General features: G+C 75.2%; 20 protein-coding genes. 8 read left to right on the forward strand and 12 right to left on the reverse strand.

The window, feature by feature from the left end:
* Window positions 1-17 precede the first annotated feature (17 nt).
* From PHK61_RS08300 to PHK61_RS08315, 4 genes are all read left to right on the forward strand, one after another.
* Entirely contained in the window at window positions 18-2,576 is a 2,559-nt protein-coding gene (locus PHK61_RS08300; protein WP_274280504.1) for an HAD-IC family P-type ATPase, read from the forward strand.
* Window positions 2,573-3,229, forward strand: a complete 657-nt coding sequence (locus PHK61_RS08305; protein ID WP_274280505.1) for an O-methyltransferase — start codon at window positions 2,573-2,575, stop codon at window positions 3,227-3,229. Before PHK61_RS08300 ends, PHK61_RS08305 begins: the two co-directional genes overlap by 4 nt.
* A gap of 219 nt (window positions 3,230-3,448) precedes the next feature.
* The gene (locus tag PHK61_RS08310) at window positions 3,449-3,655 is read left to right on the forward strand and encodes a hypothetical protein (protein WP_274280506.1); all 207 of its coding nucleotides are present in this window, start codon (window positions 3,449-3,451) and stop codon (window positions 3,653-3,655) included.
* Window positions 3,639-3,935: a hypothetical protein gene (locus PHK61_RS08315; RefSeq protein ID WP_274280507.1), complete on the forward strand. Its 297-nt coding sequence runs from the start codon at window positions 3,639-3,641 to the stop codon at window positions 3,933-3,935. The genes PHK61_RS08310 and PHK61_RS08315 overlap by 17 nt, the downstream gene beginning before the upstream one ends.
* A 13-nt stretch (window positions 3,936-3,948) precedes the next feature.
* Here PHK61_RS08315 and PHK61_RS08320 read toward each other — a convergent pair whose 3' ends face one another.
* Both PHK61_RS08320 and PHK61_RS08325 read right to left on the reverse strand, forming a co-directional pair.
* On the reverse strand, window positions 3,949-5,847 hold the full coding sequence (locus tag PHK61_RS08320; protein WP_274280530.1) for a molybdopterin-containing oxidoreductase family protein: 1,899 nt from the start codon (window positions 5,845-5,847) through the stop codon (window positions 3,949-3,951).
* A complete protein-coding gene (locus PHK61_RS08325; RefSeq protein ID WP_274280508.1) occupies window positions 5,760-6,113 on the reverse strand; it encodes a hypothetical protein in 354 nt (117 codons plus the stop codon). Before PHK61_RS08325 ends, PHK61_RS08320 begins: the two co-directional genes overlap by 88 nt.
* 218 nt (window positions 6,114-6,331) lie before the next feature.
* Here PHK61_RS08325 and PHK61_RS08330 point away from each other — a divergent pair, with 218 nt between their 5' ends.
* The 3 genes from PHK61_RS08330 (at window position 6,332) to PHK61_RS08340 (ending at window position 8,709) form a co-directional block, all read left to right on the forward strand.
* The gene (locus tag PHK61_RS08330; RefSeq protein ID WP_274280509.1) at window positions 6,332-7,336 is read left to right on the forward strand and encodes an AraC-like ligand-binding domain-containing protein; all 1,005 of its coding nucleotides are present in this window, start codon (window positions 6,332-6,334) and stop codon (window positions 7,334-7,336) included.
* A 140-nt stretch (window positions 7,337-7,476) separates the two neighbouring features.
* Complete coding sequence (locus tag PHK61_RS08335) at window positions 7,477-7,821, forward strand: hypothetical protein (RefSeq protein WP_274280510.1); 345 nt, start codon at window positions 7,477-7,479, stop codon at window positions 7,819-7,821.
* A gap of 87 nt (window positions 7,822-7,908) precedes the next feature.
* Window positions 7,909-8,709: a GAF and ANTAR domain-containing protein gene (locus tag PHK61_RS08340; protein ID WP_274280511.1), complete on the forward strand. Its 801-nt coding sequence runs from the start codon at window positions 7,909-7,911 to the stop codon at window positions 8,707-8,709.
* Here the strand turns inward: PHK61_RS08340 and PHK61_RS08345 are convergent.
* The 10 genes from PHK61_RS08345 to PHK61_RS08390 all read right to left on the reverse strand — a co-directional run bounded on the left by PHK61_RS08345 (window position 8,706) and on the right by PHK61_RS08390 (window position 20,080).
* Window positions 8,706-10,322, reverse strand: a complete 1,617-nt coding sequence (locus PHK61_RS08345) for a flavin-containing monooxygenase (RefSeq protein WP_274280512.1) — start codon at window positions 10,320-10,322, stop codon at window positions 8,706-8,708. The genes PHK61_RS08340 and PHK61_RS08345 overlap by 4 nt on opposite strands.
* 22 nt (window positions 10,323-10,344) lie before the next feature.
* Complete coding sequence (locus PHK61_RS08350) at window positions 10,345-11,301, reverse strand: alpha/beta hydrolase (RefSeq protein ID WP_274280513.1); 957 nt, start codon at window positions 11,299-11,301, stop codon at window positions 10,345-10,347.
* A gap of 90 nt (window positions 11,302-11,391) precedes the next feature.
* Window positions 11,392-12,222, reverse strand: a complete 831-nt coding sequence (locus PHK61_RS08355; RefSeq protein ID WP_274280514.1) for a mycofactocin-coupled SDR family oxidoreductase — start codon at window positions 12,220-12,222, stop codon at window positions 11,392-11,394.
* Between the two features lie 16 nt (window positions 12,223-12,238).
* Window positions 12,239-13,051 carry a MaoC family dehydratase gene (locus PHK61_RS08360; protein WP_274280515.1) on the reverse strand — a complete coding sequence of 271 codons (813 nt, stop codon included), beginning with the start codon at window positions 13,049-13,051 and terminating at the stop codon, window positions 12,239-12,241.
* The gene (locus tag PHK61_RS08365; protein WP_274280516.1) at window positions 13,048-14,643 is read right to left on the reverse strand and encodes a class I adenylate-forming enzyme family protein; all 1,596 of its coding nucleotides are present in this window, start codon (window positions 14,641-14,643) and stop codon (window positions 13,048-13,050) included. Before PHK61_RS08365 ends, PHK61_RS08360 begins: the two co-directional genes overlap by 4 nt.
* Window positions 14,640-15,893, reverse strand: coding sequence for a cytochrome P450 (locus PHK61_RS08370; RefSeq protein WP_274280517.1), 1,254 nt, complete (start codon window positions 15,891-15,893; stop codon window positions 14,640-14,642). Before PHK61_RS08370 ends, PHK61_RS08365 begins: the two co-directional genes overlap by 4 nt.
* Complete coding sequence (locus tag PHK61_RS08375) at window positions 15,890-16,879, reverse strand: LLM class flavin-dependent oxidoreductase (protein ID WP_274280518.1); 990 nt, start codon at window positions 16,877-16,879, stop codon at window positions 15,890-15,892. Before PHK61_RS08375 ends, PHK61_RS08370 begins: the two co-directional genes overlap by 4 nt.
* The gene (locus PHK61_RS08380) at window positions 16,879-17,697 is read right to left on the reverse strand and encodes an ester cyclase (RefSeq protein WP_274280519.1); all 819 of its coding nucleotides are present in this window, start codon (window positions 17,695-17,697) and stop codon (window positions 16,879-16,881) included. The genes PHK61_RS08375 and PHK61_RS08380 overlap by 1 nt, the downstream gene beginning before the upstream one ends.
* Window positions 17,694-18,470, reverse strand: coding sequence for an enoyl-CoA hydratase/isomerase family protein (locus PHK61_RS08385; protein WP_274280520.1), 777 nt, complete (start codon window positions 18,468-18,470; stop codon window positions 17,694-17,696). The genes PHK61_RS08380 and PHK61_RS08385 overlap by 4 nt, the downstream gene beginning before the upstream one ends.
* Window positions 18,467-20,080, reverse strand: coding sequence for an acyl-CoA carboxylase subunit beta (locus PHK61_RS08390; protein ID WP_274280521.1), 1,614 nt, complete (start codon window positions 20,078-20,080; stop codon window positions 18,467-18,469). The genes PHK61_RS08385 and PHK61_RS08390 overlap by 4 nt, the downstream gene beginning before the upstream one ends.
* Window positions 20,081-20,168: 88 nt before the next feature.
* Between PHK61_RS08390 and PHK61_RS08395 the strand changes: the two genes are divergently transcribed.
* On the forward strand, window positions 20,169-21,872 hold the full coding sequence (locus PHK61_RS08395; RefSeq protein ID WP_274280522.1) for an acetyl/propionyl/methylcrotonyl-CoA carboxylase subunit alpha: 1,704 nt from the start codon (window positions 20,169-20,171) through the stop codon (window positions 21,870-21,872).
* The last annotated feature ends 77 nt before the right edge of the window (window positions 21,873-21,949 follow it).

Raw genomic sequence — 21,949 nt, forward strand, 5'->3', positions numbered from 1 at the left:
GACGGGATCATGCCCCCGTGGGACAGGCGGCGACGCTCGAGGGGCTCAGCGAGGCGCAGGCGCAGGACGCCGCGCGACGGGGCCGGGCGAACAACCCGGTCTCGGGATCGGGCCGCACGACCGGCCGCATCCTGCGCACGACGGTCTTCTCGTTCTACAACAACACGCTGTTCGTCATCGGCTTCGCGCTGCTCGTCCTCGGGCGCTACAGCGACGCGCTGGTCAGCGTGGGTCTCGGGATCATCAACGCGGCGCTCGCCGCGGTCCAGGAGCTGCGCGCCAAGCGGCAGCTCGACCGGCTCCAGCTGCTCGCCCGCGAGCCCGTCACGGTCGTGCGCGACGGCGCGGACCGGACGGTCGCGCCCGGCGAGGTCGTCGAGGGCGACCTGGTGCGCGTGCGCACCGGCGAGCAGATCGTCGTCGACGGGCCGCTCGTCGCGGGCCGGGTGGAGGCCGACGAGTCGCTGCTGACCGGCGAGTCCGACCCGATCGCCAAGGCCCTCGGCGATCCGCTGCTCTCGGGCAGCTCGTGCGCGGGCGGCGAGGGCCTGCAGCGCGCCGCGGCCGTCGGCGCCGAGAGCCACGCGGGGCGCCTGACGCTCGCCGCCCGCGCCGACACGACGGTGCTGACCCCGCTGCAGAGGCGCATCGAGCTGGTGGTGCGCCTGCTCATCCTGCTCGTGGTGCTGATGAGCGGCGCGATCCTCGCCCAGGCCGCCCTCGACGGATCGACGGTGCTGCGCTTCGTCCAGACGTCCGCGGTCCTGTCGGGCCTCGTGCCCTACGGCCTGTTCTTCCTCATCGCCGTGGCCTACACCGTGGGGGCGGCACGCATCGCCGGGCGCGGCGCCCTGGTGCAGCGCACCAACGCCGTCGAGGCGGTCAGCCGCGTCGACGTCGTGTGCACCGACAAGACGGGGACGCTGACCAGCGGACGGCTCACCCTCGCGGAGGTGGTGCCCGAGGGGCGGGAGACGGAGCGATCAGACGAGCACACCGATAGGGGAGCTCGACCCGATGAGACGGACGCGGCGGGCGCGCGGCGGCTCCTGGGCACGTTCGCCCGGTCCGTGTCGGCGACCAACGCCACCACCGCCGCCCTCGCCGCCGACGGCACGCTCCCCGGCGAGCCGGTCGAGGTCGTCGACGAGGTGGAGTTCCGCTCGTCGCTGCGCTGGAGCGGGATCACGCTGGCCGACGGCACGTCCCTCGTGCTCGGCGCGCCCTCGACCCTGCGCCCTGCGCTGACCGACCCCGCGCTCGCGGCCGAGGACGCCGTGCGCCGGCGCACCGACCAAGGTTTGCGGGTGCTGGTCCTCGCCCGGTCGGAGCACGGCCTGCGCGCCCCCGACGGCGACCCGCACCTGCCCCGCCTGCGCGGCGTCGCCCTCGTGGCGCTGGCCGACGAGCTGCGCGACGGCGTCACCGACGTCCTCGCCGACCTGGGCGCCGAGGGCGTCGCGGTCAAGGTCATCTCGGGCGACGACCCGGACACCGTGGCCGCCCTCGCGCGCCGTGCCGGGCTCGACGCCCCCGCGATCGCCGGGCCGCAGCTCGCGGCGCTCGAGGGCGAGCCGTTCGACGAGGCCGTCGACACCCACGGCGTCTTCGGCCGGATCGCCCCGGAGCAGAAGGAACAGATCGTCGCCTCGCTGCGCCGGCGCGGGCACCAGGTCGCGATGGTCGGCGACGGCGTCAACGACGCCCGGGCGCTCAAGGCCGCGCAGGTCGGGGTGGCGATGCGCTCGGGGAGCTCGGTGACCCGCGACGTCGCCGACATCGTGCTGCTCGACGACTCGTTCACGACGCTGCCGCCCGCGCGCACCGAGGGCCGGCGGATCATCGCGGGCGTCAGCTCGTCGATGTACCTGTTCCTGTCGCGCGTGGCCACGCAGATGCTCGTCATCCTCACCGTGACGCTGCTCGGGCTCGGCTTCCCCTACACGCCCACCCAGGTGGGCCTGACGCTGTTCACGGTCGGGGTCCCGACGTTCTTCCTCACGATGTGGGCCCGCCCGGCGCCGCCCGCCGAGGACCTGCTGGTCTCGCTCGCGCGGTTCGTCATCCCGGTCGGGGTGCTCACCGCGGGCTTCGCGACCGCCATCTACGCCTTCCTCTACCGGAGGGTCACCACCGGGCTGTCCGGCACGCCGCTCCCGCGGGCGGTCGAGCTCTTCGAGAGCTACACCGGGCTCACCTACGGCGTCGACGCCGACTTCGTGGAGGCCTCGGCCACCCTGGGCGCCCAGTCCGGGCTCTCGATCTTCGTGTCAACCACGTCGCTGATCCTCATCCTGCTGCTCAAGCCACCACACAGGATCTTCACCGCTTGGGCGCCCGTGAGCGACGACCGTCGGCCCCTCTGGCTGGCGCTCGGTCTGTTCGTGGCCTTCGCCGTCGTGCTGCTGGTCCCGTCCACCCGGGCCTACTTCGGTCTGACCGCCCCGGATCCACCGGTGGTGAGGACCGCCCTCATCGGCACCGTGCTCTGGTTCGTCACGCTGAGCCTCGTGCTCCGGTACCGCGTGCTCGAGCGCCTCCTGGGGCTGCGCCCCGCGCCTACGGTCGACCCATGAGCCCCACCGCGGACGACGTCGACGCCTGGTTCACCGAGCACCTGCACCTCGAGGACGACGCCCTGCGCGCGGCGCGCGAGCGGGCCGGCGGCGCCGGCCTGCCCGACATCGCGGTCGCGCCCGCCCAGGGCGCGTTCCTGGCCCTGCTCGCGCGGCTCGCGGGCGCGCGGCGGGTGCTCGAGGTCGGCACCCTCGGCGGCTACTCGACGATCTGGCTCGCCCGCGCGGTCGGCGCGCGGGGCCTCGTCACGACCCTCGAGATCGACCCGCACCACGCCGAGGTCGCCCGCTCGTGCGTCGACGGGGCCGGGGTGGGCGACCGCGTCGAGATCGTCCTCGGTCCCGCCCTCGAGACCCTGCCGACGGTGCCCGGGCCCCTCGACCTCGTGTTCGTCGACGCCGACAAGGAGAACAACGCGGGCTACGTCCGCGCCGCGCTGCCGCTGTGCCGCCCGGGCGCGCTGGTCGTCGTCGACAACGTCGTGCGCGGCGGGCGGGTCGCCGACCCCGGCGACGACTCCGCGACCGTGCGCGGGGTGCGCGAGGTGGTCGAGCTCGTCGACGCCGACCCGCGTCTCGCGGGGGCGACCGCGCTGCAGGTCGTCGACCGCAAGGGCTGGGACGGCGTCCTGCTCGCCACCGTGACCGGGTGATGAGCAGCCGGTGGACCACCGGTGAAGGAACCCTCAGCCGATACGGTGCTGTTTCGGTTCAGACTTCGCTCGCATGGCGAGCGGTGCGTGATCTGGACCACCATCGCGGGTGCCGTGTTCAGTCCGCGAGCCACGGTCGACCCTCCGTGAGCGCCGGCGCCCTAGCCCGTACGGGCGCGCGACCACGGGTCCCGGTGGCGGACGAGGAGGACCCCGCCCATGTGGCACCTGCACTGGCGCGCCGACGTGGCGCGCATCGAGACGAAGCGACCCGACCTCGGCCGCACCGACACGCGGGCCAAGGGGACGCGCACCGAGAAGAGCACGACCGCCAAGGCCGGCTCGTTCCAGCGCGTCTGGCGCGACACCCCTGCGGCCACCGTGGCCGCCGACGTCCCGGAGTCGGTCCGTGTCCGGGGTCGGTGAGATCGCGCCCGGCGCGGCCTGCACCCGGGCCGCGGCCGCCCTCGCCCCGCGCGCCGTCCCGGGCGGCGGCGTGACGCTCTCGCCGGCGGCCATCGCCGCGGTCGCCGAGCTCTTCCGGGCCGTCGGGCGGGGACGGGACGCCGACGAGGTCGCCGACGTCGCCGACCGTGCCGCGCGCCGGATCTCCGCCGCGCTCGACGCGGCGTCGCCGCCGCCGGTGACCACGCCCGCGCCCCGCGCCCCGGGCGACCAGGTCCCGGAGGTCCTGGCCGCCCGGTAGGCGGACGGGCAGCTCAGACCGGCGCGATCTCCACCCGGGTGTCGGAGAACGTCGGCGCGTTGCCGAGGTCGGCGAAGACGAACGGGTTGACCGCGTTGACCGTGCTCTGGTCCTTCGCGTTCTTCGGCCACGCCCCCATCGGCGCCACCGCCACGCCCGGGGCCACCTCGTCGCTGACGCGCGCCAGCGCCACGAACCGACCCCGGTCGTTGTAGACCGACACGTAGGTGCCGTCGACGATGTCGCGGGCCTCGGCGTCCGCGGGGTGCAGGGTCACCATCTGCTCGCCCTGCACGCGCTTCTGCATCGCCTGGTCCCCGGCGCTCGAGTTGAGGAACGCGTGCGACTTGGGCGAGAGCAGGTTCAGCGGGTGGCTGTCGCCGGTCTCGCGCGGCGCCACGTAGTGCGGCAGCGGGTCGACGACCCCGCCGGGCTGGTACTCCTCGCAGAGCTGGCGGAACAGCGGGACGACGAAGTTGCCCGCCGCCTCCAGGGCCGACGACCGGAACTCGGTCTTCCCCGACGGCGTCGGGAACCCGCCCTCGGCGTGCGGGCGGTACTCGTCGGGGCTCGGCAGGTTGAGCCGCGCCCAGCCGGTCTCGCGCAGCGACTCCAGGGTGATGCCCTCCATCGCCGGCGCGGACCAGTCGTAGGACTGTTCGAGCAGCTGCTCGTCGGTGAGCGTGAAGTACTCGTCGTCGAAGCCCATGGCCGCGGCGAGGCGGCGGAACAGCTCGGTGTTGGGGATCGCGTCGCCCAGCGGCTCGATCGCCGGGGTGTTCAGCGTGACGTAGAAGTGCCCCCAGCTGAACATGATGTCGTGCTGCTCGAGCTGCGTCGTCGCCGGCAGCACGATGTCGGCGTAGCGCGCGGTGTCGGTGAGGACGTGGTCGCTGACCACGGTGAACAGGTCCTCGCGGGCCAGCCCGCGCGCGATCTTCTCCTGCTCGGGGCAGACCACCATGGGGTTCGAGTTGTAGACCACGAGCGCCGAGATCGGCGGGTCCAGCACTCCGTCGTTCCCCGTCGCTCCGCTCGCCCCGCCCTCGCCGGTCAGCGCCCGCCCGAGCAGGTACTGGTTGACGACGCGGGTGCCCGGCGTCGCCATCTCCGGGTGGATGAAGGCCGGCCAGTTCACCGGGTGCGCCCACAGCGGGAGCTGCAGCAGCCCGCCGCCGACGTGGCGCCAGGCGCCGACCAGGGCCGGGAGGCAGGCGATCGAGCGGACCGTCTGCCCGCCGCCCGCGTGCCGCTCGATCGCGACGCCGATGCGGATGAGCGAGGGATCGGTGGTGGCGTACTCGCGGGCCAGCGTGCGGATGTCCTCCGCGGGGATGCCGGTCTCCTGCGACGCCCACTCCGGCGTGTACTGCGCGGCGCGCTCGACCATCTCCTCGTAGCCCGCGGTGTGCTCGCGGACGTAGTCCTCGTCGGTGAGGCCCTCGCTGATGATCACGTTCATCATCGCGAGCGCGAGCGCGCCGTCGGTGCCGGGCCGGATCGGGATGTACCAGTCGGCGCGCCGCGCGGTCTTGTGCCGCACGGGGTCGATGACGACGACCTTCGCGCCCCGCTTCTGCGCCTCGGCCACGATCGGCCACAGGTGCAGGTTGGTCGAGACCATGTTGCAGGCCCAGATGATGATGTAGCGGGAGTGCACGATGCTCTCGGGGTCGACGCCCGCGGTCGCGCCGATCGTGGCGGCGTAGGCGGTGCAGGAGCCCGAGTCGCAGTAGGTCCGCTCGGTGATGGTGGCGCCGAGACGGTGGAAGAACGCGTCACCGACCGAGAGCCCGTTGAGGATGCCCTGGGTGCCGAGGTAGCTCACCGGCATGACCGTCTCGGCGCCGTGCTCGGCGATCTTCGCCCGGAACGTCGACGCGATGGTCTCCAGCGCCTCGTCCCAGGTGATCTCCTCGAAGCCCCGCTGCCCTTGGGTCCCGTGCGGCGCAGCGGGTGCAGGACGCGGTCGGGGTTGTAGACCTTGTCCTGGTAGTTGTTGACCTTGACGCACAGCCCGCCGCGTGTGATCGGGTGCTCGGGGTCGCCGCGGACGCCGGTGGCCACGCCGTTCTCGACGGTCACCGTCATCGCGCAGGTGTCGGGGCAGTCGTGCGGACACGCCGCGCGCACCGTGGTCGTCGTGGGCGTGAGCGGCAGGTCGTCGAGCGCGGTCACGGCAGCTCCCGGGGTGGTGGTCTCGGGCTGTGTCCTGGTGGAGTGGCGGTCGCCCCGAGGGGCGGGGCGACCGCCGGTGACAGCGTGACCACCCACCGGTGTCGGGCGCTTGTCGCTCCGCGACGGATCGCGCCCCGTTGACCAGCGGGCCACCGGTTCCCTAGCGTCGAGCGACCACCGTCCCCCGCCCCCGTTCACTCCCCTCCCGGGAGCCGCTCGTGGCGACCACCGCCCGCCCCGTGGGGCCGTTCCCCCGGCCCCGCACGACGGTGGCGCGCGCGCCGGGGTCGCCGCAGGTGCACGGGCGCGCCGACCGTCTGGACGGCTGGCGCGACCTCCTGCGCGAGCACTTCGTGGCGCTCGACGTCAACGCCGAGCCCGACGACCCGTTCGACGGCGCGGTGCGCAGCAGCCTCGTCGGGCACCTCGCGGTGGCCACCGTCGACTCGACCGGGCAGGAGTGCGTGCGCACGCCGGGGCTGGCGCGTCACGACCCCGATGACTACCTCCAGGTCGGCCTCATCGCGCGCGGCGAGGCGGTGGTGCGCCAGGACGGTCGCGAGGCGCTGCTCGGCCCCGGCGCCTACACGATCTACGAGACGGGGCGGCCGTTCGCGTGGCGGTTCCGGGGCGACTGGCGGATGTTGGTGTTCACCTGGCCCCGCGACCTCGTCGGCATCGGGCGCGACACGTCGCGGGCCGTCACCGCCCGCGCCCTGGGCGGCGACCGCCTCGGCGCCATCGTCGGCCGCACGCTCGCCGACGTGGTGGCCGCGCCGCCCGAGCTCTCCCCGGTGGCCGGTGCGCGGCTGGCCACCGAGCTCGCCGACCTCCTGGGCACCGTGGCCGGCGAGGCCCTGCACGACGACCGGCTCGCCGGCCCCCGCGGCGTCGCCGACCTGCGCGCGCGGGTGGAGGCCTACGTCGCCGAGCACCTCGAGGACCCCGAGCTCGGCCCGGAGACCATCGCGCGGGCGCTCTTCGTGTCGACCCGCCAGCTGCACCGGGCGTTCGCGGAGGCGTCGACGACGGTGGGGCGGCTGGTGCGCCGGCGGCGCCTCGAGCACGGGCAGCGGGAGCTCGCCGACCCGCGGCTCGCCGACCTCTCGGTCACCGACATCGCGCTGCGCTGCGGCTTCGGCGACCTCGCCACGTTCAGCCGGGCGTTCAAGGGGACGTTCCACGAGCCGCCGAGCACATTCCGCGTCCGCCACCGGGCGTAGTCGCCGGTTCGCGGAGAGATTTCCCTGCTCCCCGGGGAACATCCCGCCCCGCCCGCACCGTCACAGTGCCGAACGCCCACCACGAGGGCCGAACGCCCACCACGAGGGCACCGAGCACCCACAGAGAGCGAGCACCGACCATGAGCGCCGACACTGCCGACACCAGCGACCGCCACTTCGCCGCCGACGGCAACATCTACGAGGCCGACGGCACCGTGGTCGGCACCTACCAGCTCGACGAGCACGGCCACCTCGCCTCCACCTCCACCGACGAGGACGGCGACGGCCGCGTCGACACCGTCGTCGCCGACACCGACCACAACGGCACCTTCGAGACCGGCGTGGTCGACACCAACGCCGACGGCCACGGCGAGACGATCATGATGGACACCGACGACGACGGCGACTTCGACACCGCCGCCATCGACACCGACGCCGACGGCACCTACGAGACCGTCCGCACCGACCCCGACGGCTTCGCCTGACCCACCCCCTGTGAGCGAACGTCGGGGCCATGGCCCCGACGTTCGCTCACATCGGCATGTCCAGTAGGTTCGCGCGGCCGAGACACGGTGGTTGAGACGCTCACGCCACCGGAGGAGCTGCCCCGGCGCGTCGCGCTCGGGGTCGATTCCCCTGGAGTGAGTGCATGCCCGCGAGCCCGCCCGTCGGCCCCCGTCGACCGGGGGCTCAACGCCGTCGCGGGCGTCCTCGACCGCCTCGCGCAGGAGCCGGCGACCGCCGCCCCCGACGTCGCGGACGAGCTCGCCGTGGCCGCCGTCGAGCAGGCCCTGCCGGGTCTGCCGGGCGTCGCCGGCCACGGCGTGACGCTCCTGCGGGACGGTGTCCCGCGCTCGGTGCGCCGCGACGTCGCGCGCTTCACCGCCCTCGAGGACGTGCAGTACGCCGGCGGCGTCGGGCCCGTGCCGCTCGCGCTGCGCGAGCACCGTGCGGTCCTCGTGGACGCCACGGCGGGCCGCACCTGGCCGCCCTACGCCACGTGCGCCGCGGAGCTCGGCGTGCGCTCCTGCCTGGTCGTGCCGCTCTCGGCCGGCGACGAGGTGCTCGGCAGCCTCAACCTCTACGCCACCGACCCGGCCGGTGACCTCGACGTCGTGCGCCCCGTCGCCCGCCTCGCCGCCGACCTCGCCTCGACCGCGCTCGCCGCCCTCGCCCGCCAGGCCGCGATGACCAAGCTGACCGAGGAGCTGCGCACCGCGCTGGAGTCGCGCGCGGTCATCGAGCAGGCGAAGGGCCTGCTCATGGCGCGCGGCCGCGACGACGGCGAGGCGTTCGCCCTGCTGCGCCGGCTCTCGCAGAACCACAACATCAAGCTGCGCGAGGTCGCCGCGCTCGTCGTCGACCTCGGCTAGCGCGCCGAGAACGCGAACCCCGGGTAGCCGTCGGCGGCCAGCTGCTCGCAGTGCGCGCGGTAGGCCCCGACGCCGCCGATGTAGGCCATGAACACCCGCGGCTTGCCCGGCACGTTGGACCCCATGTACCAGGAGTCCGCCTGCGGGTAGAGCGTGTAGTCGCCGACCTCGCGCACGTGGTCGGTCCACCCCTGCTCGGCTTCCTCGGTGGACTCGACCACCGTGTCGCCGCGGGTGTGGGCGTGCGCGACGGTGTCGGCGACGAAGTCCACGTGCTGCTCGATCGACACCATCATGTTCGACAGCACCGACGGGCTGCCGGGACCGGTGATCATGTAGAGGTTCGGGAACCCGGCGACCTGCAGGCCCAGGTGCGTCACGGGCCCGTCGGCCCACTTGTCGGCCAGCGGCCGACCCGCGCGCCCGCGGATGTCGATCGCGGCCAGGCTGCCCGTCATCGCGTCGAAGCCGGTGGCGAAGACGATGTCGTCCACCGCGTACTCCGCCTCCGACGTGCGCACCCCGTGCTCGGTGATCTCGGTCAGCGGGGTCTTCTTGAGGTCGACCAGGTGCACGGTCTCCCGGTTGAACGTCGCGTAGTAGCCGCTGTCGAGGCACGGGCGCTTGGTGCCGAACGGGTGGTCGCGCGGGCACAGCGTCTCCGCGGTCTCCGGGTCGTCGACGATGCCCCGGATCTTCTCGCGGACGAACTCGGCGGCGGTCTCGTTGGCGGCCGGGTCCACGATGCTGTCGGTGTACGAGGTCAGCATCCCGACGAGGTTGCGGCCCCAGACGCTCTCGTACTGGGCGTGCCGCTCGGTCGGGTCGACCTCCAGCGCCGACCGCGTCGCCTCCGGCACCGGGATGCCGAACCCGGACGTGCGCGCGGCCTCGCGGTGCTCGCGGTACCCCCGCTTGCGCTCGGCCTGCGCCTGCTCCGAGAGCGGGGCGTTGTTGGCCGGCATGCTGAAGTTCGCCGTCCGCTGGAACACCGTGAGGTCGGCGGCCTGCTCCGCGATCAGCGGGATCGCCTGGATGCCCGACGATCCGGTGCCGATCACCGCCACCCGCCGGCCGGTGAAGTCGACCTCCTCGTGGGGCCAGTGCGCGGTGTGGAACGTGCGGCCGGCGAAGCGCTCGACGCCGGGGATCTCGGGCAGCTTCGAGGTCGACAGGCACCCGGTGGCCATCACCAGCTGCTCGGTGTCGTACCGGTCCCCCGCCTCCGTCGTGACCGTCCACCGGCCCTCGGCGTCGCGGTAGTGCGCGGACGCCACGCGGGTCTCCAGCCGCACCCCGTCGTGCAGGCCGAACCGGTCGGCGACATGGTGGATGTAGCGCAGGATCTCCGGCTGCGTCGGGTACTTCTCGGTCCAGTCCCAGTCCTGCTCGAGCTCCGGGGAGAACGAGTACGAGTACTCCATGCTCTCCACGTCGCAGCGGGCGCCGGGGTAGCGGTTCCAGAACCAGGTGCCGCCGATGTCGCTGCCGGCCTCGAGGACGACGGTGTCGAGCCCGAGTCCGCGGAAGCGGTGGAGCATGTAGAGCCCGGACAGGCCCGCGCCGACGACGAGCGCGTCGACACGGCGGACGGGGGTGGCGGGAGCGGTCACGGGTCACCTCCGGTGACGGACGTCAGGGGGTCGGCGCGAGGTGCTTCGCGATCTCCTCGACGACGAAGTCCATGCCCACGGCCGCGCCGGGCAGCGTGAGCAGGGTGAAGAAGCCGTGCATCTGGCCGGGCACGAGCAGCGTCGACACGGTGGTGCCGGCCTCCGCCAGGCGCTCGGCGTAGGCCTGGCCCTCGTCGCGCAGCGGGTCGTGCTCGGCGAGCAGGACCGCCGCGGGCGGCAGCCCGCCGAGGTCCTCGGCGCGCAGTGGCGACGCGTCGGGCTCGCCGCGCAGCGCCGGGTCGGGGACGTAGTGGCCCCAGAACCAGATCATGGCGCCGCGGCTGACGATGAGCTGGTTGGCCGGGTCGGTGTAGGACGGCCGGTCGACGTTCGCGTCGGTGACGGGGTAGACGAGCACCTGCGCGGTGATCGCCGGACCGCCGGCGTCGCGGGCGCGGCGGGCGACGATGGCGGCGAGGTTGCCGCCCGCCGAGTCGCCGGCGACGATCACCGGCAGCCGACCCGATGGTCCGGCTCCGCTGCGCTCGGTGTCCCGCGCGCCGGCCAGGGTCTCGACGTGCTCGTCGACCCAGCGCAGCGCGGCCCACGCGTCGTCGACCGCGGTCGGGTAGCGGTGCTCGGGCGCGAGCCGGTAGTCGACGAGCACCACGACGCAGCCGGTGCGCACCGCGAGGGTGCGGCCGAGCGTCTCGAACTCGTCGAGCGCCCCGATCACCCAGCCGCCGCCGTGGTAGTAGACGACGACGCCGCGCGGCGTGCCCGCGGGCACGATCACGCGCACCGGCACCGGCGCGTCCGCCGGCTCGACGACGTCCTCGACGTCCGGCCCGGGCCCGTACATCTCGGCGAGCGCCGGCCCGAGGGCGCGGGCCTGCTCCGGGGTCATGTCGCTGATCGGCGGGAGGCCGCTCTCCCCGAGCTGCATCAGCAGCGCCGTGCTCGCGTCGTCGAGAGCCATGGGCCTCCGCTCCTCGCTACCAAACGGTCGGTAGTCTATTTCGTGGTGCTCTCCATCACAACGGTCCGCGAGCATCCGGATGCGGAGCGCTCACTTCACCGTCGCGCCGGCGTCGACGGGCAGGGTCACCCCCGTGACGTAGCGGGACTCGTCGGAGGCGAGCCAGAGCACCGCGTTGCTGACGTCGGCGGCGTCGACCCACGGCACCGGCAGCGCGTTGACCGACCGGAACACCGGCTCGGCCTGCTCGGAGGTCGGGTGCTCCTCGCCGGGCACCATGAGCCGGTAGGTCGCCTCGTTGCGGATCATGTCGGTGTCGACGCCCGTGGGGTGCACCGAGTTCACCCGGATCCGGTGGCGGGCCAGCTCGTTCGCGAGCACCCGCATCACCCCGACGACGCCGTGCTTGGCCGCGGCGTAGGCGACCGTGTTGGGCACGCCCTTGAGCCCGGCGGTGGAGCTGGTGAGGATCACCGAGCCACCCTCGCCCCGGTCGATCATCGGCGGGACCGCGGCGCGCACGGTGCGGAAGACCCCGGTCAGGTTGATCGCGAGGGTCTCGTCCCACAGCGCGTCGTCGGTGTCGACGGCCGGCGCGGTCGCGAAGATGCCGGCGTTCGCACAGACCACGTCGAGGCGCCCCAGGGTGCCGACGGCGTCGTCGACGACCTTCGCCAGCCCGCCGGTGTCGCGCACATCGACGACGTGGGCGATCGCGCGCCGGCCCGCTGCACGGACCTCCTCGGCGACCCGGTCCAGGTCGTCCTCGCCCGGCATCGAGATCGGCGCGCTGGGGATCGGGGTGCAGGCGTCGACGAGCACGACGTCGGCGCCCTCCTGCGCCAGCCGCAGCGCGTGCGAGCGTCCCTGGCCGCGCGCGGCCCCGGTGATCAGGGCGACCTTGCCCTCGACCCGTCCCATGCCGGACCTCCCGTCCTCAGAACCGCGCGGTCCCGGTGACCGCGTCGCGTCCGTCCGCGTGCCGCAGGGCGAACCGGCCGTCGTCGCACGCGACCGGGGTGACGACGTCGCCGGCCACGACCGTCGCGCGGAAGCGGGCGTCGAACGCGGCGAGCGTCGCGCCGGGGTGCCGCGCGGTGACGTGGGTCAGGGCGTAGGCGAGGTTCGCCGGGCCCTGGTTGACGCAGGCGCGCCCGAGACCCACCGCGGCGGCGGCGTCCGGGTCGAGGTGGATCGGGTTCGGGTCGCGCAGCAGCAGCGCCAGCAGCTTCATCTCGTCGGCGCGGACGGTGATCGGGGATCCGAGGTGTTCGGTGCTCTCCGCGGTCCGCTCCGGAGGCCGGTCGGCCGCGGGCGCGTCGGTCACCCCGGGCCGCGGCAGCAGGAAGCCGTAGGTCGCGGTGAGCACCGGGGCGCCGTCGCGGCGCAGGTCGAGCACCATCTCCACCTCGTCGACCACACCGAGGACGCGCCCCCGCCGGCGCCGGACGGCGGTGATGCCGCCCCGCACCTCGTGCTCGACGTCGAGCACCAGCGGCCCGGCGAGGCGCGCCCCGAACCGCCCGAGCAACGGGCCGTCCTCCAGCCGGCACCCGAAGCTGTCGAACAGCCCCGCCAGCGTCATCCCCATCCCCCGCTGCGGGGCGAGGAACGCCCAGATCGGGTGCGGGTGCTCGTCGCGCGGGGCGCGCACGGCGTCGTGCATCAGCAGGCTCTCGTAGCCCTCGACGCGGCAGGTGCCGCCGGGCAGGCGGCGGCCGGCGAGCGCCTCGGGCGCGGGTGCCGTCACGCGCCGACCCGCGGCGCCTCGGTGATGCCCGCGGCCGCGAGCTCCTCGGCGATCCGGCCGCGCAGCTCGACCTTGCGGATCTTCGTGCCGGACATGGGCCACGCGTCGACGAAGCGCACGTAGCGCGGCACGCGGAAGCTCGCGATCCGCCCGACGCAGTGGGCGATCAGCTCCTCGGCGGTCGCGGTGGCGCCCGGCGCGAGCTGGACGAACGCGGCGGGCACCTCGACGTAGCGGGCGTCGGGCGCGGCCACGACGGCGACGACGCCGACCGCGGGGTGGGTCAGCAGGTGGTTCTCGATCTCGGCGGCCGACACGTTCTCGCCGCCGACCTTGAGCATGTCCTTCAGGCGCGTGCGGAACGTGACCCGGCCGTCGGCGTCGACGGTGACGACGTCGCCGGTGTGCACCCAGCGCTGCGCGTCGATCGTCGCGGCCGTGGCCTCGGGGTCGCGGAAGTACCCGTCGAACGCCGTCGGTCCGCGGAAGAGCAGCTCGCCCGGGGTGTCGGGCGGCAGGTCGGCACCCGTTTCCGGGTCGACGACGCGCACGCTCATCCCCGGCATCGGGTGGCCGCCGGTGGTCAGCCGGGCGTCGAGCGGGTCGTCGATCCGGCCCAGCGCGAGGAACGCCGACGACTCGGTCATCGCCACGCACGAGACGTGTACCGCCTGCGGGACGCGGTCGGCCATCGTGCGCAGCCGCTCGGGCACCCCGACGGCCATGACGAGCCGGATCCGGTGCAGGTCGCGGTCGGTGAAGTCGGGGCGGTCGAGCACCGGCATCCAGATCGTCTCGAAGGCCGCGAGCGCCACGGTGACCCGCTCGGACTCGAGCAGCGCGGGCGTGGTGGTCGGGTCGAAGAAGCCGGGGTGGACGAACGCGGCGCGCGCGGTCAGCGCCGCGAGCGCGAACGTGATGCCGCCGCCGTGGAACAGCGGGATCGCGGTCCAGATGCGGTCGGAGGGCGTGAGCGCCATCCGCTCGGCGATCCCGGCCGCGAGCCGCACGAGCGCCTCGTGCGAGAGCAGCGCGCCCTTCGGCGCCGCGGTCGTGCCGGAGGTGTAGACGAGCACGGCGGCGTCGCGGACACGGGTGCCGGCCTGGGCCGTGTCGACATCGGGCGCGACGGGTCCCGTGTCGTGATCCCCCAGTTCCGCGAGCGTCACCAGCGCCCGCAGCTCCGGCGCGGGCCCCGCGTCGACGGCGCGGCGGGCGAGGTCGTCGAGGTCGGGCGCGCCGGGCGTCGACGGCGACGCGGTGACGACGAGCGCGGCACCGGAGTGCACGACCACGTGACGCACCTCGTCGGGCAGGTAGCGGGCGTTCACGGGCACCGCGACCGCCCCGACGCGGGTCACCGCGAGCAGCAGCGCGACGAGGTCGGCCGACGCGGGCAGCAGCAGCGCCACCCGGTCGCCCGCGGTGACGCCGAGCGCGAGCAGCGCCGCGGCGTGGCGCACGGAGCGTTCGGCGAGCGCGCCGACGGTGAGCCGCTCGCCGTCGGCGAAGACGAGGGCCTCGGCGTGCGGGTCGAGGGCGGCGGACTCGTCGACCAGCTCGTGCAGCGTGGTCACCCGCGCGCGCGTCATCGCGGGCTCCCCGCGGCGACGCCGTCGTGCACCACCGTCAGCGATCGCTGCGCCCGCGACGCGATCGTCGGCAGGTACTCCGGCTCGCCCTCGACCCGCAGACCGGGCAGCCGGCGCAGCAGCGTGCCGACGGCGATGCGGGTCTCGATGCGCGCGAGCTGGGCGCCGATGCAGGCGTGGATGCCGCGCCCGAACGCGATGTGCGTGGCGCGCTCGCGGGCGAGGTCGACGGCATCCGGGTCGGCGAAGCGTTCGGGGTCGCGGTTCGCGCCGCAGAGCAGCAGGTAGACGCGCTCGCCGCGGCGGATGGTGCGCCCGCGCAGCTCGTGGTCCTCGATGACCCAGCGCACCAGCACCTTGATCGGCCCGACCAGGCGCAGCGCCTCCTCGACGGCCGGGTTGACCAGCGCCGGGTCGTCGCGCACGCGGTCGCGCAGCGCGGGGTCGGCGGTGAGCAGGCGGATCGCGTTGGCGATCGCGTTGGTCGTCGTCTCGTGCCCCGCGAAGAGCAGCAGCGCGCACATGCCGACGAGCTCGTCGTCGGACAGACCGTCCGTGTCGGACCCGTCGCCCGCGATCATCGCCGAGAGCATGTCGCCGCCCGGGTCGCGGCGGCGGAGCGCGACCAGCTCGCGGAAGTAGGCCGCCATCTCCTCGAGCCCGCGCAGGGCGCGCTCGTGGCGGTCGGGGCGCGCGTCGCCGCCGGCGCCGAACGCGACGAGGGCGAGCTCGTCGGACCACTCCCGGAACCGGTCGCGGTCCTCCGGCGGCGCGCCGAGCATCTCGGCGATGACGATGGCGGGCAGCGGGTAGGCGACGCCCGCGATGAGATCCCGGGGGAGGTCGGTGCCCTGGTCGGCCAGGAACCCGTCGACCAGCTCGTCGACGAGGGTCTGGATGCGCTCCTCCATGGCGGCGATCTGCTGCTGCTTGAACGCCGCCCCGGCCAGGCGCCGCAGGCGGGTGTGCGCGGGCGGGTCGGTGACCACCATCCACTCGCTGATCAGGGCGAGCATGCGGTGGGAGGCGTCGTGCGACGGCTCGCGGCGCTCCATCAGCGGCCGCACCCGATCCGACGACAGTGCGGGGTGGCGGCACGCGGCGACGACGTCGTCGAAGCGCGTCACGAGCCAGGCCCGGTGGGTCGGGCTCCAGTGCACGGGGTCGTGCTCGCGCAGCACCGCGGCGGCCGCGTCGGGGTCGCGCACGGCGTCGGGCGCCAGCAGGTCGTCGGGGAGATCGACCGTCACGTCACACCTCCGAGGGCGGGCACGGGATCGGCGAGGCCGGGCCGCAGGACGTCGGTGACCAGCTCGAGGTGGCGGTCGACGAGGTCGGCGGGCAGCCCGCCCAGGTCGGCGAAGCAGAAGACGTCGGTGACGGGGTATGTCCCGACCAGCGGGGCCAGCTGCTCGCGGATCGCCGCCACCGCGTCGTCGGCGGTGCGCACCGTGAGCCTCGGGAAGGTGGCGTCGCCCCCGGACGCGGAGCGGAGCGGAGCCGGACCATCTGCTCTGTTGGCGGCCGCGTCGTCGTTGCCGGAGTACGACGCCCGGTTGCGCCGGGCCGCCGCGCGGACCTCCTCCTTCGCGGCGTCCGGGTCGTCGGCGAGCAGCACGTTGACCAGGCCGCCGAGGCGACCGCGCGTCCGGCCGCCGGCGGCGAGGCCCTCGGCGTACGGCGCGAGCAGCGCCGGGTCGAGCCACAGCAGCCCGGCGCCGACGCGCCCGGCCAGCCGCGCCCCGCGCGGACCGCGCGCCCCGACCCACGTCGGCAGCGGGTCCTGCACCGGCGCCGGCGTGACGGTGCCGTCGGCCCACAGCCCGGGCAGGCGGCGCAGCTGGTCCTCCAGGGTCGTGTAGCGGGCGCGGTGGTCGGCGCCGACGCGGGCGAACTCCGCGGCGCTCCACCCCGCGCCGACGCCGAGCTCGAGCCGCCCGCCCGAGACCAGGTCGACCACGGCGGCCTGCTCGGCGAGCGTCTCGACAGGCAGCATCGGCCCGATCACCACCGCGGTGCCGACGCGCAGGGTGCGGGTGCGCGCGGCGATCGCCGCCGCGGCCGTCAGGGGCGCGGGCAGGTACCCGTCGGCGAAGCCGTGGTGCTCGGTGACCCACGCGGCCTCGAGCCCGCGCCGCTCGGCGTCGGCGACGCGGTCGAGCGTGCGCGCGTAGACGTCGGCGCCGCGCGTGCCCGGCGGGATGCGCAGGTCGAGGTAGAGGCCGACGCGGGGCATCAGCGACCCCCCAGCGCCTTCGCGAGTCCCAGCCGGTCGCGGACGACCTGGCCGGCGACCACGTGCCCGTCCGCCACGGTGACGAGCGCGGCGGCGTGCAGCGTCGCCAGAGCCCCGACGTGCTCGTCGAGGCCCGGCAGGCCGCCGCGGTAGGCGCCGCGCACGGTGACGTGCAGGGCGGCCCGGTCGCCGGCGGTGAACAGGTCGTCGACGACCACCTCGTCGGCCTCGACCAGCGCCGACGGGTCCCGGCCGTCGTCGAGCACGACCTCGCCGACCGCGGGCGCCCCCTGCTCCGCCCAGGCGCGGGCCACCTTCTCCACCGCGGTGTCGGGCTCGCGCGCCGGGGTGTCCCAGGGCGCGGGGGCCGGCGGGGGCACGACGTCCGGGACGCCGTCGGCGAGCTGGCGGCGGCGGGCGAGGTAGTCCTGCTCGACGCGGTTGGCGGTCAGGCGCGTCCCGTTCCACGCGTAGAGGCCGAGGCCGCGCCAGGCCGCGACGGCGCCGTCGTGGCGCACCGAGGCACCGTGCTCGGAGAACAGCAGCGCCAGGCGCTCCCCGTCGGTGACGACGTCGTGGACGGTCAGCCCGAGCCCCGGGAACTGCTCGAGCTGGCGGCGCGTCGCGGGCTTGTAGGCCTCGTCGCGGCCGGCGACCTCGTGCGGGCCCATGCGCAGGACGTAGTCGGGCTCCATGATCTCGTCGCACACCGCGAGGTCGTGGGAGTTGGTGTAGTCGACGACGTAGCGGCGCATGAGGGCGATGAAGGGCTCCACGGTCTTGCCGGGTCGAGCTCCGCTGCGCTTCGTCTCCCTCACCGCCCCTCGAACCGTGGCGGGCGCTTCTCGGTGAAGGCCGCGATGCCCTCGGCGGTGTCGGCGGTCTCCTGCAGCATGGTCACCGCCTCGAGCGAGTAGCCCGTCTCGCCGCGGTCTACGCCGCGGTTGATCATCGTCTTGCCGACGCGCACGGCCAGCGGCGCGGCCCGGGCGATGCGCTCGCCGAGCGCGACGGCCTCGTCGAGCAGGGCGTCGTGCGCCACGACCCTCTGCACCAGGCCGACGCGCTCGGCGGTCGCGGCGTCGAGCCGCTCGCCGGCGAGCACCATCCACTTCGTCCAGTGCCGGCCCATCACCGCCGGCCCGCGCAGCACGCCGAAGCCCGGGACCAGACCGATCCCGCTCTCGGGCATGGCGAACGCCGCGCGCTCGGAGGCGAGCACCAGGTCGCACGCCAGCGCCAGCTCGCAGCCGCCGCCGAAGGCGTAGCCGTTGACCGCGGCGATCACCGGCAGCGGCGACTCCTCGATCGCCGCGAACGTGCGCAGGCAGTCGGCCTGGAACGCGCGCTTGGCCGCGGTGCCCTCGAGCTCGCCGAAGCCCGCGATGTCGCCGCCCGCGGAGAACGCCTTGTCGCCGGCGCCGGTGAGCACCACCGCGCGCGTCGTGCCGGACGCCTCGAGCCGGGACAGCGCGTCGCGCATCTGCGGCCAGAACGCCTCGGTGAGCGCGTTGAGCTTCTCGGGCCGGTCGAGGTGGATCACCGCCACCGGGCCGTCGTCCTTGACCGTGATCTCGGTGTACTCGCTCATCGACCCCCCTGGTGGCCCGTGCGGTGCGGCCGCTCGCCCCACGCGATCTCGATGCTGGTGGCGATCACGTGGCGGGTCGCGGCGGGCGCGATGACGTCGTCGAGCGAGAGGTGCGCGGCGGCCTCCCACGGCTCGGACTCGGCGACCCACTCGGCGGTCAGCTCGGCGGCCCGGGCGTCGCGGGCCTCCGGGCCGTCCTCGTCGAGCAGGCGGTCGAGCGCGCGGCGGTGCACGGTGCGGATGCCGGTCTCGGGTGCCATGAACCCCATCTCGGCGGTGGGCCAGGCGTAGAGGAAGTCCGGCCGGGTGGGGCGTCCGCCCATGGCGAAGTGCCCGCCGCCGTAGGCCTTGCGCAGCACCACGCCGACGCGCGGCACGGCGGCGCGGGCGATGCGCGACACCGTGCGCTCGTAGGCGTGCAGGATGCCGGCGCGCTCGGCCTGGCTGCCGATCATCAGGCCGGGCACGTCGTGCAGGAACACCAGCGGCAGCCCGAAGGTGTCGCAGAGGTCGACGAAGTCGTGCTCCTTGGCCAGCGACTCGGGGTCGAGCGCGCCGGCGCGGACCAGCGGCTGGTTGGCGACGATCCCCACCGGCCGGCCCTCGATCCGGGCGAGCGCGCACAGCAGGCTCGGGCCCCACCCGTCGGCCCAGGGCAGCACCGAGTCCGCGTCGGCGACGGCGGCGAGCACCTCGCGCATGTCGTAGCCCGCGCGGGCGCCGGTGGGCACCACGTCGGCGAGCTCGGCGGGCGCGCGGGCCGGCGCCACGGGCTCGCTCACCGGCGCGGGCCGCGCGGCGTTCGACGGCAGGTAGGACAGGAACGCGCCGAGCGCGGCGAGGGCGTCGTGCTCGGTGTCGACGACGAGGTGCGCGTTGCCCGCGGCCGTCGCCGCCCCGGGACCGCCGAGCTCGTCGTCGGACAGGCGCTCGCCGATCGCGGGCTCGACCACCGACGGCCCCGAGAGCGCCACCGAGGAGCCGCGGGTCATGACGACGTAGTGCGCGGTCGCGGCGTGCAGCGCTGAGTCGCCGTAGCTCGGGCCGAGGACCGCCGCCGCGCGCGGGACGGCCGGGGAGCCGTCGGTGGCACCGAGGAAGCTCGTGAAGTCCAGGGGCAGGCCGGAGAACCGCCAGCCCATGACGTCGGGCATGCGCCCGCCGTCGGCGTCGCAGAGCAGCACGAGCGGGAAGCCGCCGCGCTGGGCGTGCTCGATGAGCCGGCCCTGCTTGCGCATGCTGATCGGCGCCGTCGTGCCCGCCACCGCCGTCGCGTCGATGCCGATCACCCCGACCCGGCGCCCGTCGAGCGTGCCGAACCCGGTGACGACCGCGTCGCCGGGCACCGGCTTGTCGCGCCGGATCTCCGGCTCGGCCAGCGCGCCGATCTCGAACCAGGTCCCGGCGTCGACCACCGCCGCGACCCGCTCGCGCACGGTCATGCGGCCGGACGCGTGGTGGCGCGCGATCGCCTGCTCGCCGCCCATGGCCTCGGCGGCGGCGCGGCGACGGTCGAGCTCGGCCTGCGCGGCGTCCATGCCGGAGCGGGGCGCGTCGTCCGGGGGCGCCTCGTGACCGTTGGCGCGCCCTCCGGCGTGCTCGACTGGCACGGTGCCTCCTGCGTGGCGTGACGTGGCTCTCGCGGCGACGGTAATCTACCATCCGGCCGTTTGGTAGATGACTCCTCAGGAGGTCGCGATGCCCGGCACGGTCCTCGTCGCCAACCGGGGTGAGGTCGCCGTGCGCATCGTGCGCGCCTGCCGGGAGCTGGGTCTGCGCTCGATCGCGATCCACACCGACGTGGACGCGGGATCGCTGGTCACGCGGCGGGCGGACGCCGCCGTGTCCGTGACCTCCTACCTGGACGCCGAGGCCGTGGTGCGCGCGGCCGTCGACGGCGGCGCCCGGGCCGTGCACCCCGGCTACGGCCTGCTCGCCGAGGACGCCGGGTTCGCGCGGGCGGTGGCCGAGGCCGGGCTGGTGTTCGTGGGGCCGCCCGCCGAGGTCGTCGCGGCGATGGGCGACAAGGTCCGGGCGCGGGCGCTGGCCCGGGACGCCGGCGTGCCGGTGCTCGACGGCACCGACGGGCCGGTGCCCCCCGGGACCGCCCGGGAGGCGGCCGCGCGGATCGGCTTCCCGCTGCTGGTGAAGGCCGCGCACGGCGGGGGCGGGCGGGGCATGCGCGTCGTCGCGGGCCCGGGCGACCTCGACGACGCCCTGGCCGCCGCGGGCCGCGAGGCGACGGCGGCGTTCGGGCGCGGCGCGGTGTTCCTCGAGCGCCACGTCGCCCGCGCGCGCCACGTCGAGGTGCAGGTGCTCGCCGACCACCACGGCGCCGTGGCCGTGCTCGGCGACCGCGACTGCACGGTGCAGCGCCGCCACCAGAAGCTGCTCGAGGAGGCCCCGGCGCCCGACCTGCCCGACGCGGTGCGCGCCGAGCTGCACGCGGCGTCGCGCCGGCTCGCGGCGGCGGTGGGCTACCGGGGCGCGGGCACCGTCGAGTTCCTGCTCGACCGCGACACCGGCGCGCCGGCGTTCCTCGAGATGAACACCCGCCTGCAGGTCGAGCACGGCGTCACCGAGATGGTCACCGGCGTCGACCTCGTCGTCGCGCAGCTGCGTCTGGCGGCCGGGGAGGAGCTCGCCGCCGTGGTCGGTGACGTCGAGGTGCGGGGCCACGCGGTCCAGGCCCGGATCGCCGCCGAGGACCCGGGGGCGGGCTTTCGGCCGGCGCCGGGGCGGGTCAGCGCGCTGAGCGTGCCGAGCGGGCCGTGGGTGCGCGCCGACCTCGGCGTGGAGGCCGGCGACGCCGTGCCCGGCGCGTACGACTCGCTCCTCGGCAAGGTCCTGGCGTGGGGCCCCGACCGCGCGACGGCCGTGGCCCGCCTGGCCGGCGCGCTCGACGACCTCGACGTCACCGGCGTGCCCACCACCGCGTCCTACCTGCGCACGGTGCTCGACCGCCCCGGGTACGCGGCGATGGCGCACGACACCGGCAGCGTCGAGCGCGACTGGGCACCGGTGGCGGCGCCCGCCGCCCCGGTCACGCCCTCGGCGACGCGCACGGTCCGCCTCGCCACCGACCGCGGCCCGCTGGCCCTGCGCGTCCCGCGGCACGGCGCGCCGGCGACGCGGCCCGAGAGCGAGGCCGCCGCCCCGTCGGCCGGCATCCCGGGCGCCGCCGCGGCCACCGGCGACCCCGTCGCCCCGATGGATGCGACGGTCGTCGACGTCGCGGTGAAGGCCGGCGACGACGTCGCCGCGGGCGCGGTCCTCGTCGTGCTCGAGGCGATGAAGATGGAGCTGCCCGTGCGGGCGCCGCACGCGGCGCGCGTCGACGCGGTGAACGTCGCCCCGGGCGACCGCGTCACGGCCGGCAGCGCGCTGGTGGTGATGTCCTGACCGGAGGCGCGGCAGCCACGACCTAGGAGAGTGCTGAAGAAAGTGGGGTGTCGGAGCGGGTGCTCGGGGCTGGGGCT

Origin of the sequence: Actinomycetospora lutea, from assembly GCF_028737205.1 — a bacterium.
Taxonomy (GTDB): Bacteria; Actinomycetota; Actinomycetes; order Mycobacteriales; family Pseudonocardiaceae; genus Actinomycetospora; species Actinomycetospora lutea.